The organism is Mycolicibacterium arabiense (assembly GCF_010731815.2).
Classification (GTDB): Bacteria; Actinomycetota; Actinomycetes; order Mycobacteriales; family Mycobacteriaceae; genus Mycobacterium; species Mycobacterium arabiense.
The window spans coordinates 2,884,981-2,901,729 of sequence record NZ_AP022593.1 but is presented as its reverse complement, the minus strand read 5'-3'; the positions used below and the strand labels follow the sequence as shown (position 1 = coordinate 2,901,729).

At 68.5% G+C, this 16,749-nt stretch carries 18 protein-coding genes, 1 pseudogene and 1 riboswitch; of the genes and pseudogenes, 6 read left to right on the top strand and 13 right to left on the bottom strand.

The genetic code is table 11. From position 1 onward, the window contains the following. Positions 1-4: 4 nt before the first annotated feature. From G6N61_RS15675 to thiC, 9 genes and pseudogenes are all read right to left on the bottom strand, one after another. Positions 5-381: pseudogene (locus G6N61_RS15675) on the bottom strand (PH domain-containing protein). Positions 382-408: 27 nt separating this feature from the next. Next, entirely contained in the window at positions 409-1,761 is a 1,353-nt protein-coding gene (locus G6N61_RS15670; RefSeq protein ID WP_235887560.1) for a uracil-xanthine permease family protein, read from the bottom strand. Positions 1,762-1,803: 42 nt separating this feature from the next. Further along, positions 1,804-3,021 carry an APC family permease gene (locus G6N61_RS15665; RefSeq protein WP_163924861.1) on the bottom strand — a complete coding sequence of 406 codons (1,218 nt, stop codon included), beginning with the start codon at positions 3,019-3,021 and terminating at the stop codon, positions 1,804-1,806. Between the two features lie 54 nt (positions 3,022-3,075). Next, positions 3,076-3,342, bottom strand: coding sequence for a DoxX-related protein (locus G6N61_RS15660; protein WP_163919342.1), 267 nt, complete (start codon positions 3,340-3,342; stop codon positions 3,076-3,078). Positions 3,343-3,359: 17 nt separating this feature from the next. Further along, positions 3,360-4,847, bottom strand: coding sequence for a flavin-containing monooxygenase (locus G6N61_RS15655; protein WP_163919341.1), 1,488 nt, complete (start codon positions 4,845-4,847; stop codon positions 3,360-3,362). A gap of 28 nt (positions 4,848-4,875) precedes the next feature. Next, positions 4,876-5,535 carry a septum formation family protein gene (locus G6N61_RS15650; RefSeq protein ID WP_163919340.1) on the bottom strand — a complete coding sequence of 220 codons (660 nt, stop codon included), beginning with the start codon at positions 5,533-5,535 and terminating at the stop codon, positions 4,876-4,878. A gap of 19 nt (positions 5,536-5,554) precedes the next feature. Beyond that, positions 5,555-6,172, bottom strand: a complete 618-nt coding sequence (locus tag G6N61_RS15645) for an alpha/beta hydrolase family protein (protein ID WP_163919339.1) — start codon at positions 6,170-6,172, stop codon at positions 5,555-5,557. Then, positions 6,169-7,011: a bifunctional hydroxymethylpyrimidine kinase/phosphomethylpyrimidine kinase gene (gene thiD, locus G6N61_RS15640; protein ID WP_163919338.1), complete on the bottom strand. Its 843-nt coding sequence runs from the start codon at positions 7,009-7,011 to the stop codon at positions 6,169-6,171. Before thiD ends, G6N61_RS15645 begins: the two co-directional genes overlap by 4 nt. Further along, positions 7,008-8,582, bottom strand: a complete 1,575-nt coding sequence (thiC, locus tag G6N61_RS15635) for a phosphomethylpyrimidine synthase ThiC (protein ID WP_163919337.1) — start codon at positions 8,580-8,582, stop codon at positions 7,008-7,010. Before thiC ends, thiD begins: the two co-directional genes overlap by 4 nt. Beyond that, positions 8,577-8,687: riboswitch (TPP riboswitch) on the bottom strand. (Overlaps the previous gene by 6 nt.) A gap of 148 nt (positions 8,688-8,835) precedes the next feature. On the opposite strand from thiC, the gene G6N61_RS15630 reads away from it, so the two are divergent. Beyond that, positions 8,836-10,587: an MFS transporter gene (locus G6N61_RS15630; RefSeq protein WP_163924860.1), complete on the top strand. Its 1,752-nt coding sequence runs from the start codon at positions 8,836-8,838 to the stop codon at positions 10,585-10,587. Here G6N61_RS15630 and G6N61_RS15625 read toward each other — a convergent pair. The 4 genes from G6N61_RS15625 to G6N61_RS15610 are packed head-to-tail and all read right to left on the bottom strand — an operon-like array spanning position 10,576 to position 13,285. Then, entirely contained in the window at positions 10,576-10,959 is a 384-nt protein-coding gene (locus G6N61_RS15625) for a DUF7715 family protein (RefSeq protein ID WP_163919336.1), read from the bottom strand. The genes G6N61_RS15630 and G6N61_RS15625 overlap by 12 nt on opposite strands. Positions 10,960-10,997: 38 nt before the next feature. Beyond that, positions 10,998-11,792: an exodeoxyribonuclease III gene (locus tag G6N61_RS15620; RefSeq protein ID WP_163919335.1), complete on the bottom strand. Its 795-nt coding sequence runs from the start codon at positions 11,790-11,792 to the stop codon at positions 10,998-11,000. Positions 11,793-11,795: 3 nt separating this feature from the next. After that, entirely contained in the window at positions 11,796-12,689 is an 894-nt protein-coding gene (locus tag G6N61_RS15615) for an N-acetylglutamate synthase, CG3035 family (RefSeq protein ID WP_235887559.1), read from the bottom strand. A 2-nt stretch (positions 12,690-12,691) separates the two neighbouring features. Continuing rightward, on the bottom strand, positions 12,692-13,285 hold the full coding sequence (locus G6N61_RS15610; RefSeq protein WP_163919334.1) for a peptide deformylase: 594 nt from the start codon (positions 13,283-13,285) through the stop codon (positions 12,692-12,694). A gap of 138 nt (positions 13,286-13,423) precedes the next feature. Here G6N61_RS15610 and G6N61_RS15605 point away from each other — a divergent pair, with 138 nt between their 5' ends. From G6N61_RS15605 to G6N61_RS15585, 5 genes are read left to right on the top strand one after another with little or no spacing between them, the layout of a single operon-like run. After that, positions 13,424-13,732 carry a nucleoid-associated protein NapA gene (locus G6N61_RS15605; protein ID WP_163919333.1) on the top strand — a complete coding sequence of 103 codons (309 nt, stop codon included), beginning with the start codon at positions 13,424-13,426 and terminating at the stop codon, positions 13,730-13,732. Between the two features lie 49 nt (positions 13,733-13,781). Continuing rightward, on the top strand, positions 13,782-14,246 hold the full coding sequence (locus G6N61_RS15600; RefSeq protein ID WP_163919332.1) for a LytR C-terminal domain-containing protein: 465 nt from the start codon (positions 13,782-13,784) through the stop codon (positions 14,244-14,246). A gap of 9 nt (positions 14,247-14,255) precedes the next feature. Further along, on the top strand, positions 14,256-14,966 hold the full coding sequence (gene sodC, locus G6N61_RS15595; RefSeq protein ID WP_163919331.1) for a superoxide dismutase[Cu-Zn]: 711 nt from the start codon (positions 14,256-14,258) through the stop codon (positions 14,964-14,966). After that, positions 14,947-16,092 carry a glutamate--cysteine ligase gene (locus tag G6N61_RS15590; protein WP_163924858.1) on the top strand — a complete coding sequence of 382 codons (1,146 nt, stop codon included), beginning with the start codon at positions 14,947-14,949 and terminating at the stop codon, positions 16,090-16,092. The genes sodC and G6N61_RS15590 overlap by 20 nt, the downstream gene beginning before the upstream one ends. Next, positions 16,092-16,742 (top strand): LON peptidase substrate-binding domain-containing protein, encoded by a 651-nt coding sequence (locus tag G6N61_RS15585; RefSeq protein WP_163919330.1) that lies wholly within the window; start codon positions 16,092-16,094, stop codon positions 16,740-16,742. Before G6N61_RS15590 ends, G6N61_RS15585 begins: the two co-directional genes overlap by 1 nt. Positions 16,743-16,749 lie beyond the last annotated feature (7 nt).

Here is a 16,749-nt window from a genome sequence, read left to right as displayed (position 1 = left end):
AACGCTAGAGGACGTAGCTTCCAATGAGGCGGCCGATGGATCGGATGTCGACCTGGCCCTTGAATTCGAGTCGGACCTTCCCGAGTCCTGAGAACCACAGTTCGAGTTCGGCGTCGAGGTCGAAACGTCCCGCCGTCTCCACGCTCCAAGCCTGGATCTTGCTGTAGGGCAGGGACGAATAATCCCGCTTTTGCCAGTCAGGCCTTGGACGTTGATGGCGATGAGGCGCTTGTTCGTAAAGACGACGGAGTCTCTGGTCCCCCGGAAACTGAGCTGAACCAGCTCGCCGTCGACCAGGATGGGGGCCAACTCGGCGGCGAGTTCGCGCGGATCGCTCGGTCCGAGTCGCGCGAACAACCCACCGCTCTGAAAGTCGATCATGCGGTTAGCGTATCGACGCCTCCGCCCTCAGGGCTGGAACGGACTGGTGTCTCCGGTGGGCGCGTCCTTGGACCGAGCAGGAGTGGCTCGGTTCTCATCTAGCGCGCCGCGTTCCTCAACCAGCTCGTCGTGATCACGCGTACGGAAGCCGAGCAGCTTCATGCCGTGGTAGATGATCAGCGCCGCAATCGACCCCAGCGCGATGCCGGTGAACGTCAGATCGCCGACGACCCAGGTGAAGTCGGCGATGCCGATGATGAGGGGGATGGCAGCGGTCATCTGGTTGATCGGCAGGCTGAAGTCCACGTGATTGGTCAGCCAGATCCGGATGCCCAGCACGCCGACCAACCCGTACAGCACGATCGTCGCGCCGCCCAGCACACCAGGCGGGATCGCGGAGATCAGCGCGCCGATCTTCGGGCACATCGCCAGCACGATGGCCACGATCGCGGCCACCCAGTACGCGGCCGTCGAGTAGATCCGCGTCGCGGCCATCACCCCGATGTTCTCGGCGTAGGTGGTGGTCGCCGATCCACCGCCCAAGCCCGCCAGCGTGGTCGCGACACCGTCGGCCGCGATCGCGCGGCCCATCAGCGGATCGGTGTCGGTGTCGGTCATCTGTCCCACCGACTTCACGTGTCCGATGTTCTCGGCGATCAGGGCGATGACCGCAGGCAGGAACAGCGGCAGCACCGCCAGCGAGAACGTCGGCGTCTGGAAGTCGGGCAGACCCACCCACGCCGCCGCGTCGATCGCCGCCCGCGCCTCCTCGTCGACGTCACCGAGCCGCCACGCCAGGAAGTATCCGAGCACCACCGCCAGGAAGATCGCCAGGCGACCGATGATGCCGCGGAAGAACGCCAGCGTCGCCACCAACAGCACCAGCGTGACCAGCCCGACCACCGGGCCCTTCTCGAAGTTGTCCTTCGCCGCGGGCGCGAGGTTGAAGCCGATCAGCGCGACGACGGCACCCGTCACCACCGGCGGGAGCACGGCATTCAGCCAGCGCGTACCCGTCAGGTGCACGGCCACGCCGATCAGCACCAGCACCAGGCCCAGCGCCACCAGCCCACCCAGCGCGCCTGCCGCGCCGTTGGAGCCCATCGCCGCGACCACCGGCGAGATCACGGCGAAGCTCGACCCCAGATAGCTGGGCAGCCGGTTGCCGGTGATGATCAAGAACAGGATCGTCCCGATGCCGGAGAACAGCAGCGTCGTCGCCGGCGGGAAGCCCGTCAGCACCGGCACCAGGAACGTCGCACCGAACATGGCGACGACGTGCTGGGCGCCGATCCCGATGGTCCGCGGCCAGCTCAGCCGTTCATCGGGCGCGACAACCGCCGCATCTCGGGCCACCGGCTTCCAGGCGAAAGTGTTCACGATCTGGAACTACACACCATGTCGCGCGCGAGCGCACGCCGATCAGCGGTTCGCATCCGACGTGCGGCTCCGCACCAGATAGGCCACGGCGCCGAGCGCGACGACGCCCATGCCGGCCAGCACCGACGTGAACGGCAGCGCGAAGGCCAGCACCAGGCACCCGACGAGTCCGATCACCGGGATCGTCCTGCGGCCCAACGTGTATGCCGACGCGTTGGCGATCGCGTAGTAGACCAGCACCGCGAACGAGGAGAACCCGATCGCGTCGCGCACGTCGGCGACCGCCGCGATTACCGCCACCACTACGCCCACCGCGATCTCGGCGCGGTACGGACTGTCGAACCGTGGGTGCACCGCGGTCAACGCCGTAGGCAGGTGACGGTCGCGTGCCATGGCCAGCGTCGTCCTCGACACGCCCAGGATCAGCGCGAGCAGTGACCCCGTCGCCGCGATGACTGCGCCCACCCGCACCACGGGGACCAGGCCCGGGTGGCCCGCCGCGGTCACGGCGTCGGCCAGCGGAGCCGTCGCCGCAGCCAAGGTCTCGCTACCCAGTTCGGATAGCACCGCGACGGCCACGATGGCGTACACCGCCAACGCAATGCCCAGTGCGACGATGATCGCCCGCGGGATGGCGCGTTCGGGGTCGCGGACCTCCTCGCCGAGGGTCGCGATGCGCGCGTAGCCGGCGAATGCGAAGAAGAGCAGGCCTGCCGACTGCAGGATTCCTGCGGCGCCTGCGTCGAAGTCGACCGCCAGATGGTCGGCGTCGAGGCCGCTCGAGCCCACGACCGCCGCGACCACGACGGCGAGGATGACCAGGACCACCGCCACGATCACCCGCGTGACCATCGCCGACTTCTGCACGCCGACCACGTTCAACACGGTGAGCGCCAGCACCGCCGCGACGGCCACCGTGTTGGCGTGCGACGGCCACGCGTAGTAGCCCACCGTCAGCGCCATCGCGGCGCACGACGCGGTCTTGCCGACGACGAAGCTCCACCCGGCCGTGTAGCCCCAGAACGGGCCCAGGCGCTCGCGGCCGTAGACGTACGTGCCGCCCGACTGCGGGTACAGCGCTGCGAGACGCGCCGACGAGCTGGCATTGCAGTAGGCGACCACGGCGGCGACGGCCAGCCCTACCAGCAGTGCACTGCCCGCCGCGCCTGCTGCGGGTGCGAGCACCACGAAGATGCCCGCACCCAGCATGGCGCCAAGACCCACCGCGACCGCGTCGAACGTGCCGAGGGTGCGCTTCATCGGTGCGTGTCCGGGGGTGATCACGCGGCGATGGTACGGGTGCTTGGTTACGAGTTAGCGATTGCGAACGACGTTCACCGCGAGGTACGCGCCGTAGCCGACCAGACCCACCAGGGCGAGCTTGCGCGTCTGCGGCACGGCCAGCCCGAGTCCGATCGCGGTCTCGAGGCTGCCGTTGATCTTGATGGCCTTGGCGGTGTCGTCCGGGAACGGGCCCTTGGTGATGGACTCGAACAACTCGGGCTTGATGAAGTGTGCGACGCCTGTGCCTGCGACGGCCAGTCCGGCGATCGTTGCAGCCTTCGAATTCTGTTCGGGCACGTGTGATCCTCTTTCGTCTATGCGATGCGGTAGTCGCTGAGCGGGAACTCGGTTGCTTCCCGGATCGCGGTCTCGGTGGTGGTGGGCCGCAGCAGCGTCGGCTCACCCGCGGGGTTGTAATAGTAGGACCGTGCGCTCGCGCAGTTGCCGAGCGTGAACAGCGAGTCGCCGAGCAGCTCGGTCATGCGGTCGAGGTAGCGGGTGTTGGCTTCCTCGGTGACCTCGAAAGTCGTTGCGCCGCGCCGCTTCACCTCCGAGAACAGCCGCTCCATCAACCGCATCTGATACTCCATCGTGTTGAAGAAGTTCAACCCGAGGAAGGCGTACGGGCTGGCGAGGCTGAGGTAATTGGGGAAGTACGGCATCGACACGCCCTGGTAGGCCTGGAACCGCGTCTCGCGCCACCACTTGCCGAGGTTGCGGCCGTCGCGGCCGATCACCTCGATGGCGGGGAAGTTGGCCTCCCACAGGTCGAATCCAGTGGCAAGCACCAAGGTGTCGATGACGTTCTTGGTGCCGTCCTTGCCGACGATCCCGTCGGACTGCACGTGGTCGATCCCGACGTCCTGCAGGTGGACGTTGGGCTTGGTGAACGCGCGGTAGAAGCCGTTGCTGAAAGTCGGCCGCTTGCAACCGAAGTCGTAGTCGGGAGTGAGCCGGCGGCGCAGCTCCTTGTCCCTGATCACCACGAAGCGGTGCATCTTCGATAGGTCGGCGGCCGAGATGTTGAACCGCCCCTTGAAGGTCTTGAAGTGCACGACGCCGACCGACACCATCACCTCGTAGACGGAGTCGGTGAACCACCGCAGTGCCCGCTGCGTGAACGGGAACCGCTTGAACACGCGCTTGGCCCGCTCGCCGAAGCGCAGGTCGATCTTCGGGACCACCCAGATCGGCGTGCGCTGGTACACCGTCAGGTCGGCGGCGCGCTTGGCCAACTCCGGGATGAGCTGCACGGCGGTGGCGCCCGTGCCGATCACCGCGATGCGGCGGCCGGTGGGGTCGAAGTCGTCCTCCCACTCGGTGGTGTGGATGACCTTGCCGTCGAAATCGTGGATGCCCGGGATGTCGGGCACCTTGGGCTGGGACAGGAAGCCCGTCGCGGTGAACAGGTAACGCCCGCTGATGGTCTCGCCGTCGCGCAGGGCGACGCGCCACACCTGGGCTTCCTCGTCCCACCGCGCGCCCTCGACGCTGACGTTGAACCGCATGTGCTTGCGCACGTCGTACTTGTCGGCGACGTCGTCGGCGTACCGCTTGATCTCGGGCCCGGGCGTGAACAGGCGCGACCAGTTCGGGTTGGGCTCGAAGTAGTACGAGTACGTCGTGGTGGGGACGTCGACGGCCAGTCCGGGGTAGTGGTTGACGTACCACGTACCGCCGAGGTCGTCCTCCCGCTCGAGGATGACGAAGTCCTCGATGCCGAGGCGCTTGAGCTGGATGGCAGCGCCAATGCCCGCGAATCCGGCACCCACGATGACCGCGTCGAACAGCTTCTCAGTCATGAGGGGACGGTACCAGGGGTAACGGCTATTACTTGAGGGTGCCGCTGCGCTTGGGATCGAGGGTGGCGATGCACGTCACGGCGCGATCGCCGGCCTCCCAGGTCTCTTCCGTCGGGTACAGGACGTACACGCCGACGGTGTCGTCGAGCATCGCCTCCGGCGAGTAGGTGGCCAGTTCCTCGGGGCACCTGTTCTGCCACTCGTCGATGGCCGCGGTGCCGGGGTAGTCGCCGTCGGGCATGTTGAGCACCGCGTACACCTCGCCGCCGTGCGGTTGCGCGCACTCGATGGTCGGCAGGGTCAGCACGCGGGCGTCGGTCGGGATGTCGGAGATGCAGTCGCCGACCTTCATGTCGGTCGCGACGGTGGTGTCCTTCAGCGCGAAGACGGCGACGACCACGACGACGATGCCGATCAGCACCACCAGGCCGAGGATCGAGAGCCCGATGATGAGGCCCTTACTCGACTTCTTCGGCGGCGGGGGATAGGGCTGTCCCTGCGGCTGGCCGTACGGCGCACCCTGATACGGCAGCGGCGGCGGAGGCGGCGGATACCCTCCACCGGGCGGTGGCGGGGGCGGGTAGCCACCCGGCGGCTGGTGTGGCGGCGGCGGATACCCACCCTGCCCCTGCGGTGGTGGGGGCGGCGCCCCGTGGGGCTGATTCGGGTCTCCGGACGGCCAGGTCACCCCCGGAAGATAGCAGTATTCAGGCCAGGAAACTCAGGGCTGCGTCGACGGCCAGCGCTGGCACGTCGAGCGTCTTCGACCCGAGGTCGTGCCGGGCGCCGGTGACCTCGACGACCGCCGATGGCCCGGCCAGCAGGGCCGCGGCCGACCGCAGTTCGTCGATGGTTCCGAACGGGTCGGACGTGCCGTGTGTGAACACCGTCGGCACGGCGATGTCCGGCAGATGTTGGGTGCGCAGCCGTTCCGGCTTGCCCGGCGGGTGCAGGGGATAGGAGAACAGGGTGAGCACGTCGACGGCGAGACCGTCGGCCACCGCCATCGACGTCATCCGGCCCCCGTAGGAGTGCCCACCTGCCAGCACCGGGACGTCGGCCAGCATGCCTCGCACCAGGTCGACGGCTTCGACCACGCCCGCCTGATCGGCGGCGGCGGATCCCGACGGCGGCCCCTTGGGTCTGCGCCGTCGGTACGGCAGGTTGAACCGGACCGCGAGGAAGCCCCGTCGCGCCCACTCGTCGCAGACCCGCACGAGCATCGGGGCGTCCCGGCTGCCGCCCGCACCGTGGGTGAGCACGACCGCGCCGGTGGGCGTCCCCGGGGGTTCGTGCGCGACGCCGGCGATGGCCTCGAGGCTCATTGGCCGTTCAGCCGGAACAGCGCCGAAACCGGGCCTTGGCCGTGGCCGTGTGGGTATGCGGCGCGCAGACATTCGGTCACCCACGCCTTGGCGAACGCCACGGCGTCGGGCACCGAGTACCCGTGGGCGAGCGCGCTGGCCGCGGCCGCGGCGAGTGTGTCGCCCGCGCCGTGGTCGTGAACCGTGTCGATGCGCTCGGCGTCGAACTCGTGGAAGTCGGTGCCGTCGAAGAGCAGGTCCGGACTGTGCGACGACGACCGCAGGTGCCCGCCCTTGACGAGCGCCCAGGTCGGGCCCAGGTCGAGCAGCGCCCGCGCCGCGTCGCGCTGCGAGGCGGTGTCGACGACGTCGATGCCCGCGATGAGCCGGACCTCGTCGAGGTTGGGCGTGACCAGCGTCGCGATCGGGAACAGGTCCGACTTCATGGCATCGAGCGCCGAGGGGTGTAGCAGCGGGTCGCCGTGCATCGACGCGCACACCGGGTCGACCACCAGGGGCGCGGCGGTCCCGTCGGCAACGAGTCCGCGCCAGGTCTGCGCAACCGCACTGATGATCTCCGAGGACGCCAGCATTCCGGTCTTGGCCGCCTGGATGCCGATGTCGCTCACGACGGCTTCGATCTGCCCGGTGACGATGTCGATCGGGATCTCGTGAAATCCCTTGACCCCGACGGAGTTCTGCACGGTCACCGCGACGACGGCGACGCACCCGTGTATGCCGAGCATCGCGAACGTGCGGGAGTCGGCCTGGATGCCCGCTCCGCCACCGGAATCGGTGCCGGCGATGGTCAGCACCCGCAGCGGTGTCTCGCCTGGCGGCGTCAGAGGGAGGAAGTTCACGAGGTCAAGGGTAGATAGACCCGGTTGCCGTGGTCGGCGAACTCCCGTGATTTGGCCGCCATGGCGTCCCGGATGTCCTGGGTGATGCGCATGGAGCAGAACTTGGGGCCGCACATCGAGCAGAAGTGCGCGGTCTTCGCGGGCGCAGCGGGCAGGGTCTCGTCGTGGTACGAGCGGGCGGTGTCGGGGTCGAGCGACAGCGCGAACTGGTCGTACCAACGGAACTCGAAGCGAGCCTTGGACAGGGCGTCGTCGCGGCGCTGCGCGTGCGGGTGGCCCTTGGCCAAATCGCCTGCGTGCGCGGCGATCTTGTACGCGATCACCCCGACCTTGACGTCGTCGCGGTCGGGCAGGCCGAGGTGCTCCTTTGGGGTGACGTAGCACAGCATCGCGGTGCCGGCCTGGGCGATGATCGCCGCCCCGATGGCGGAGGTGATGTGGTCATAGGCCGGGGCGATGTCGGTCGTCAGCGGGCCCAGCGTGTAGAACGGTGCCTCCTCGCACAGTTCCTCCTCCAGCCGCACGTTCTCGACGATCTTCTGCATCGGGACGTGCCCGGGCCCTTCGATCATCACTTGCACGCCATGGGCTTTGGCGATCTTGGTCAGCTCGCCGAGGGTGCGCAGTTCGGCGAACTGCGCCTCGTCGTTGGCGTCGGCGATCGAGCCGGGGCGCAATCCGTCGCCCAGGGAGAACGTCACGTCGTAGCGGGCGAAGATCTCGCACAGCTCGGCGAAGTGCGTATAGAGGAACGACTCGGTGTGCCGGGCGAGCATCCACGCGGCCATGATCGATCCGCCGCGCGACACGATGCCGGTCACCCGGTTGGCGGTCAGCGGGACGTAGCGCAGCAGTACCCCGGCGTGCACGGTCATGTAGTCCACGCCTTGCTCACACTGCTCGATCACGGTGTCGCGGTAGATCTCCCACGACAGCCTGGTGGGATCACCGTCGACCTTCTCCAGCGCCTGGTACATCGGCACGGTGCCGACGGGGACCGGGGAGTTGCGCAGGATCCACTCCCGGGTCTGATGGATCTCGCGCCCGGTCGACAGGTCCATGATGGTGTCGGCGCCCCAGCGGGTGGCCCACACCATCTTCTCGACCTCCTCGGCGATCGAGGACGTCACCGCCGAATTGCCGATGTTGGCGTTGACCTTGACCGCGAACGCCTTGCCGATGATCATCGGCTCGCTCTCGGGGTGGTTGTGGTTGGCCGGGATCACCGCCCTTCCGCGCGCCACCTCGTCGCGCACGAGCTCCGCGGGCATGCCCTCGCGTTCGGCGATGAACGCCATCTCGGGGGTGATCTCGCCGTTGCGTGCGCGCTGCAACTGGGTGCCGCGGTCGCGGACCACGCCGGGCCGCGCGGGCAGGCCCGCGACGAGGTCGATCGCCGCGGTGTCGTCGGTGTACGGCCCCGAGGTGTCGTACAGGTCGAGGTGCTCGCCGTTGGTGAGGTTCACTCGCCGGAACGGCACCCGCGCGCCGTCGGGCAGCTCGCGGTAGGTCTTCGAACTGCCCGTGATGGGGCCCGTGGTGACGGAGACGGAATCGGACACGGCAGTCATCTTCGAAAAGCTCCCTACGCCGGCATTACCCGGTCAGGTTCATACGGTCGACGGCCCGATAGCCGTCCTCTCAGCGCACTGGTGTGCGCTCCCGCGCGGACTTCGTCAACGTACCGCAGGGTCGGCGGGTCCGACAGTGGGGATTCGCGGACGGCCGCGGGAATAGAACTTGCCCTGGGATCTTTTGCATAGCTAACATATGTTTTTTGGGCAGCGTCGCCCACTACCGAAGCCGATGACGACTGAGACGATGATGACGACGAATCCCGAACTAGCCGCCCACCCCGACGAAGGCACCGTCGCCACCGCGCGACGGCGCAGGCGGATGGATCACGACCACCCGCACTACAAGTGGATCGTGTTGTCCAACACCACGTTGGGCACACTGCTCGCGACGATCAACGCGTCGATCGTGCTCATCTCGCTCCCCGCGATCTTCCGTGGCATCGGCCTCAATCCGCTGGCACCGGGCAACGTGAGCTACCTGCTGTGGATGCTGATGGGCTACCTCGTGGTGACCGCGGTGCTGGTGGTGCCGTTCGGCCGGCTCGGGGACATGTTCGGCCGCGTCCGGATCTACAACTACGGCTTCGTCGTGTTCACCGTCGCGGCCGTCGCGCTGTCGTTCGACCCGTTCCACCTCGGCGGCGGTGCGGTGTGGCTCATCGGCTGGCGCGTCGTGCAGGGCATCGGCGGCGCCATGCTGATGGCGTCGTCGTCGGCGATCCTCACCGACGCGTTCCCGGCCAATCAGCGCGGCATGGCCCTCGGGGTGAACATGGTGTCGGCGGTCGCCGGATCGTTCCTCGGCCTGCTGATCGGCGGGTTCCTGTCGGAGTGGCACTGGCAGGCGATCTTCTGGGTCGGCGTGCCCATCGGCATCGCAGGCACGATCTGGAGCGTCCGGTCGCTGCGCGAACTGGGCGTCAAGACACCCGGCCGGTTGGACTGGGCAGGCACGGCGACCTTCGGCCTCGGCCTCACGATCCTGCTGATCGGCATCACCTACGGCATCCAGCCCTACGGCGACGCTCCCACCGGCTGGACCAGTCCGTGGGTGCTCGGCGCCATCGGGCTGGGGCTGGCGCTGCTCGTCGCGTTCTGCTTCGTCGAACTGCGCGTCGACTCGCCGATGGTGGATCTGCGACTGTTCCGGTCGGCGTCGTTCGGGATGGGCAACCTCGCGGGCCTGATGTCCTCGGTCGGCCGTGGTGGTCTGCAGTTCATGCTGATCATCTGGCTGCAGGGCATCTGGCTCCCGTTGCACGGCTACGACTTCGAGTCGACGCCGCTGTGGGCGGGCATCTACCTGCTGCCGATCACGGTCGGCTTCCTGGTTTCAGGCCCCATCGCGGGCTCGCTGTCGGACCGCTTCGGGGCGCGGCCGTTCACGGTGGGCGGCATGCTGCTGATGGCGGCGACGTTCATCGCGCTGCTGCTGATCCCGGTGAACTTCGACTACTGGGTGTTCGCCATCCTCGTCTTCCTCAACGGCCTAGGCGGCGGCATCTTCACCGCACCCAACACCGCCTCGATCATGTCGAGTGTGCCTGCGGCACAACGCGGTGCGGCCTCCGGCGTGCGGGCGACGTTCTTCAACGCGGGCTCGTCGCTGTCCATCGGCATCTTCTTCTCGCTGATGATCGTCGGGCTGGCCAACTCGCTGCCGTCGGCGCTGAGCAGCGGGCTGCAGGCCCAAGGCGTGTCCGCATCGGTCGCGCACGACGTGGCCCAACTGCCGCCCGTGGGCAGCCTGTTCGCGGCGTTCCTCGGCTACAACCCGATCGAGGAACTGCTGGCACCCTCGGGCGCGCTGCATCAGCCCGGGGTGAACGCCGAGGTGCTGACCGGCCAGACGTTCTTCCCGCAGTTGATCACCGGGCCGTTCCACGCCGGGCTCACGGTCGTGTTCATCGCCGCCGCGGTGATGATGCTGATCGGCGCCGCCGCGTCCCTGTTCAACCCGGGCCGCTACGGCTCGTCGGAACAGGACTCATCGGAGTAGCGCCCCGCGGACGTACAGGTCCTCGAACCGCCTGACGATGATGGTGCCCGCCGGGGCCATGGTGGCGATCTCGATGTTGTCGTCGGCGACCTCCTCGGCCCAGTCCCGCGGCCAGCCGCCGTCGACGAGGCTGGTCGAGAATGCCAGCACCAGGTCGTCGCGGCTCATGCCGGAGTCCACGATCATCGCCGTCGTGGTGGCCCGATGCGACGCCGCGCCCGCGAATCCGCGGCTGCACCCGCACCCGTTGTCGGGGTCGTTGCGGTCGCGGTCGCAGGGGTCCTGCAGCCAGACCAGTTCGCCTTCGACGCAGTAGTGGTAGTCGCGTGGATTGGTGCCCTGGGTCAGGCCGGTGGCCACGAGGATCTTCATGACGCAGACGGTACGAAGGCGCACCGACATCGACGCGGCTACGACAGGTGGACCAGCACCGGCGCGTGATCGCTCGGTGCAGGCGTGCCCTTCTTTCCGGGCTTGCGCTCGTCGCGGGCGATCTCGGCGTGCGTGACGCGCGCCGCGAGCGCGGGGGAGCCGAGGATGAAGTCGATGCGCATCCCCTCGCGCCGCGGGAAGCGCAATTGCGTGTAGTCCCAATAGGTGTAGGTGCCCGGACCCGGGGTGAACGGACGCACCACGTCGGCGAAGTCGGCCTCGATGGCGTGGAACGCGCTGCGCTCCCGTTCGGTCACGTGCGTGCTGTGCTCGAACACCTTGGGGTCCCAGACGTCGTCGTCGGTCGGCGCGATGTTCCAGTCACCCACCAGCGCGATGGGCAGCTCCGGGTCGGCCGACAGCCAGCCCCGGGCCGACTGATGCAGCGCTGCAAGCCATTCCAGCTTGTACTCATAGTGCGGCGAGTCCACGGTGCGGCCGTTCGGCACGTACAGGCTCCACACCCGGACGCCACCGCACGTCGCGCCAAGGGCCCTGGCCTCCGACGCCTCGTCCCACATCGGCTGGCCGTCGAAGCCGCTGGTGACGTCGGTGATCCCGACCCGCGATGCGATCGCCACGCCGTTCCACTGGTTCGTGCCGACGTGGGCCACCTCGTAACCGAGTGCGGCGAAGGGCAGGGTGGGGAACTGCTCGTCCTTGCACTTGGTCTCCTGCATGGCCAGCACGTCGACGTCGGCTCGCTCCAACCAGCCGGTGACCCGGTCGATGCGCGAGCGGATGGAGTTCACGTTCCAGGTGGCGATGCGCACCCGTCAAAGGCTACGGGCGTCGACGTACCGCGATCGGTGGTGGGTGCGGAACCCCATGGCCTCGTAGAGATCGATCGCCGGGCCGTTGTCGACCTCCACCTGCACGTACGCCCGCGTCGCCCCGCGGTCGGCGCCCCATGCGAGCAGGGCCGAGCAGATCCCGCGGCCGTGGCCGCCCCGGCGGGCCTCCTCGGCGACGTGCACGGCCGACAGGCCCACCCACCGCGTCCCGTCCGGTGCGGTGGTCACCGCAGCGCGTGCGACGGCCGTGCCCGGGATCGTCGCGAATGTCACCTCCCCGTCGACGACGGCGGCGAGCACGTCGTCGGGGACGCCGCGCTGGTCCACCTGGCGCCACCCGGCGTCGGGTTCGAGCGCAAACGACACCCCCGGCTCCGGCTCGCCGGGTTTCACGTCGCCGACCATGATCGAGTTCTCGCCGTCGACCGCGATGCCGGCGGGCAGGCGCAACAGCCGATCGGGCGCCGCGACCAGTGGCGGCACGCCACGCTCGGCGTACCAGTCGACGATCGCGGGCAGCGTGGCCGGGCCCGCCCAACCCTCGAGTGGCACGGCCGAATTGGCGCGACGGGTGTGTCCGCCGCCGAACCGCAGCAGCCAGCCGTCGATCCACCGTTGCTCCGCCCCGGGCCACGCCAGGGCGGCGGCGTGTTCGAGGTTGCGGATCTGCGACGTCCGGACCGGCATCTCGGGGATCACCCGCACCGCCTGCACGTCTGCCGCGTCGACGGTCACCAGCTCGCCGCGGCGGGTGCGGATGGCGATCGTCGGGCCGGATCGCTCGACGTGGCCGATCACGTCGGTGTACGGCCGCTCGGCGGGCTCGGGTAGCCGGTAGCGCAGGCTCACCCTGGCGCCCTCCGGCGGCAGCAGCACGCTCAGTGACCGAAGGGGTCGGGGTCCTCGCCGGGCATCCACGTCAACCCGGGCACGCCCCAGCCGTGCGACTTGACGCTGCGCTTGGCTGCGCGTGCGTGCCTGCCGACCAGCCGGTCGAGATAGGTGAAGCCGTCGAGGTGTCCGGTCTCGTGCTGCAGCATCCTGGCGAACAGTCCGTTGCCCTCGAGCGTGATGGGCGTGCCGTCGGCGTCGAGGCCGGTGACCTTCGCCCATTCGGCGCGCCCGGTCGGGAACGACTCGCCGGGAACCGAGAGGCAACCCTCGTCGTCGTCATCGGGGTCCGGCATGGTCTCGGGAACCTCGGAGGTCTCCAGGACCGGGTTCACCACCACGCCGCGGCGGCGGGTCGTGCGGCCGCGCTCGTCGGCGCAGTCGTAGACGAACACCCGCTGTGCCGCGCCGATTTGATTGGCGGCCAAGCCCACTCCGTGCGCGGCGTCCATCGTGTCGTACAGATCGGCGATCAGATCGGCCAAACCGGGCGGGAGGTTTCCGTCGTCATCGACGGGGACGGGACTTGTCGCAGTGTGCAGGACGGGATCACCCACGATGCGAATCGGAACGACGGCCACGACCATGAGATTAGTGAGCCAGCTTCGGTCAGCCGACTCGCGGGTCACATCACGGCTCAATCACGCCGATCGTGATTGAATATCGCCGTTACGAACGGATTGTCGTCGATATCTTCGGAAGGGCCCTGGAAAAAGACTATGGACGGCGCCATCGCACGGACTGACAAGTCCGGAGACGACTCTGCGCTCACCGATGGGCTGACCCGACGCGAGCACGACATCCTCGCCTTCGAACGGCAGTGGTGGAAGTACGCAGGGTCCAAGGAAGACGCCATCAAGGAGTTGTTCTCGATGTCGGCCACCCGCTACTACCAGGTGCTCAACGCCCTGGTGGACCGACCCGAGGCGCTGGCAGCCGACCCCATGCTGGTCAAGCGCCTCCGCCGGTTGCGGGCCAGCAGGCAGAAGGCGCGAGCGGCGCGCAAGCTCGGCTTCGACGTCACCTGAGCGTCGAGGCATCGGCTGCCGGGAACGGCGGCGTAATACAGTGGGTGCGATGAATCAGCGAGAATCCTCCGGGTTACCCCTGCGCGCCATCGTCATGGTGCTGCTCTTCCTGGGCGTCGTATTCCTGCTGGTCGGCTTCCAGTCGATGGGCTCCGATTCGGACTCCGACAGCGATTCGTCGACGGTCGTCAGCACGGTCACCGCAAGCCCGACCAGCTCAGCAGCCGACGAGGCGCCACCGGCCAAGGCCGACGTGCGCGTGTTCAACGTCTCCGAGGTGGCAGGCGCCGCCGAAGGCGTGGCCACCCGCTTGCGCGACGCCGACTGGAACGTCACCGAGACCGGGAACCTCAACATCCCGGACGTGCCCGAGACCACCGTCTACTTCGGCGAGGCTCGCGGTGAGGAACAAGCCGCCCGCGAAGTGGGCAGGCTCATCGAAGCGCCCGTCGCGCCGCGCACTCCCGAACTGGCGGAGCAACCGCCCGGCGTGGTCGTGCTGGTCACCGGTTAGGCTTTTGGCATGCCGATTCCAGCCTCGCTTCGATTCCTGGCCGCCGCGGCGCTCATCGTCCCGGTCGCGGCCGCATGCTCGCCCAACGAGCCAACTGCCACCCAGCCCGGCACCACCCCACCGGTCTGGACGGGCTCGCAGGCGCCGTCGGCCGGCGGCGAGGGTGGCGAGGGTGGCGGCGAAGCCGAGGCGTCCGGTGGCGGGGAGACCCTCACCGCGGACCTCAAGTCACCCGACGGCACCACCGTGGCGAGGGCTGAGTTCGTGTTCGAGGGCGGCCACGCCACCGTCACGGTGCAGACCACGTCACCCGGTCAGCTGACCCCCGGCTTCCACGGCATGCACATCCACTCCGTCGGCAAGTGCGAGGCCAGCTCGGTCGCGCCAACCGGCGGCGCGCCAGGCGACTTCAACTCCGCCGGTGGACACTTCCAGGTGGGCGGGCACAGCGGGCACCCCGCCAGCGGCGACCTCACCTCGCTGCAGGTGCGCGAGGACGGCACGGCGATGGTCGTGACGACCACCGACGCGTTCACCGCAGCCGACCTGCAGGCCGGTCAGAAGACGGCCATCATCATCCACGAGAAGGCCGACAACTTCGCGAACATCCCGCCCGAGCGCTACCAGCAGGTGAACGGCGCGCCCGGACCGGACGAGACGACGATGGCCACCGGTGACGCAGGCAAGCGCGTGGCGTGCGGTGTCATCTCCGGCCAGTAAGGCTCCGGTCCGACCGCAGCGCATCGACTTCAAGGGATCGGCGCGGCCGACGATCGGCGTCGAATGGGAGTTCGCGCTCGTCGACCCCGAGACCCGTGAACTGAGCAACGAAGCCGCCGCCGTCATCGCGGAGATCGGCGAAAGCCCGCGCGTCCACAAGGAACTGCTGCGCAACACCGTCGAGGTCGTCACCGGCATCTGCGACAACTCGGCCGAGGCGATGGACGATCTACGGGCCACGCTCGCGCCCGCGCGCAAGATCGTGCGCGACCGCGGCATGGAGCTGTTCTGCGCGGGCACGCACCCGTTCGCCGAGTGGTCGGCCGAACAGCTGACCGACGCGCCGCGCTACGCCGAGCTGATCAAGCGCACCCAGTGGTGGGGCAGGCAGATGCTCATCTGGGGCGTGCACGTACACGTCGGGATCTCTTCGGCGCACAAGGTGATGCCGATCATCACCTCGCTGCTCAACCAGTACCCGCACCTGCTCGCGCTGTCGTCGTCGTCGCCCTACTGGGCGGGCGGCGACACCGGCTACGCCAGCAACCGCGCGATGATGTTCCAGCAGCTGCCGACGGCCGGTCTACCGTTCCACTTCCAGGAGTGGTCGCAGTTCGAGCAGTTCGTCTACGATCAGAAGAAGACCGGCATCATCGACCACATGAACGAGATCCGTTGGGACATACGGCCTTCGCCCCACCTGGGCACGGTCGAGGTCCGAATCTTCGACGGGGTCTCGAACATCGCCGAACTCGGCGCGCTGGTCGCTCTGACGCACTGCCTCATCGTCGACCTCGACCGCAGGCTCGAAGCCGGCGAGCACCTTCCCACGATGCCGCCGTGGCACGTGCAGGAGAACAAGTGGCGCGCTGCGCGATACGGCCTCGACGCGGTGATCATCCTCGACGAGGACAGCAACGAGCGTCTGGTCACCGAGGACCTCGACGACATCCTGAATCGGCTCGAGCCGGTGGCGAAGTCGTTGGGCTGCGCCGACGAACTCGCCGCAGTGTCCAACATCTATGCCACCGGGGCGTCCTACCAACGTCAGCGCCGGGTCGCCGAAGAGCACGACGGCGACCTGCGGGCCGTGGTGGACGCGCTCGTCGCAGAGCTGGAGCTGTGATGAGTTCTCCCTTGCCGATGTTCCCGCTGGAGTCCGTCCGACTGCCCGGCGAGGACCTGCCGCTGCGGATCTTCGAACCGCGCTACTCGGCGTTGGTGCGGGACTGCCTGGCCGGCGACCGCGAGTTCGGCGTCGTGCTGATCGAGGCAGGCCGCGAGGTCGGGGGCGGTGACCGCCGCCTCGACGTCGGCACGCTGGCGCACGTCGTCGAGGCCGACGATCAGGGCGACGGCCGCTACCGGATCCTCTGCGAGATGCGCGGGCGCATCCGGGTCGAACGCTGGCACGACGACGAACCGTATCCGCGGGCGTCGGTCGAGCCGTGGCCCGACGAACCGGGCAGAGCCGTCAGCGGTGCCGACATCGAGGACGTCGAGAACCGGGTCATGGCGGTGTTCGAACGGTTGGCGGACTCGCAGGACAAGGTCCTGCCGCCCAAGCGCGAGCTGCTCGGCGAGCCTGAACCCGGCGACGACGCCGGAAAGCGCCTGTATGCGTTGGCCGCTCGCGTGCCGATGGGTCAGGCCGACCGGTACTCGGTGCTCGCCGCGCCGTCGGCCGCCGATCGTCTCGAGGCGTTGAGCGAGGCGGTCGAAACCCTCACGGCGATGATCGAATTCGAGCTGGACGCCCCGACCGCCGAGGACTGACCGGGCC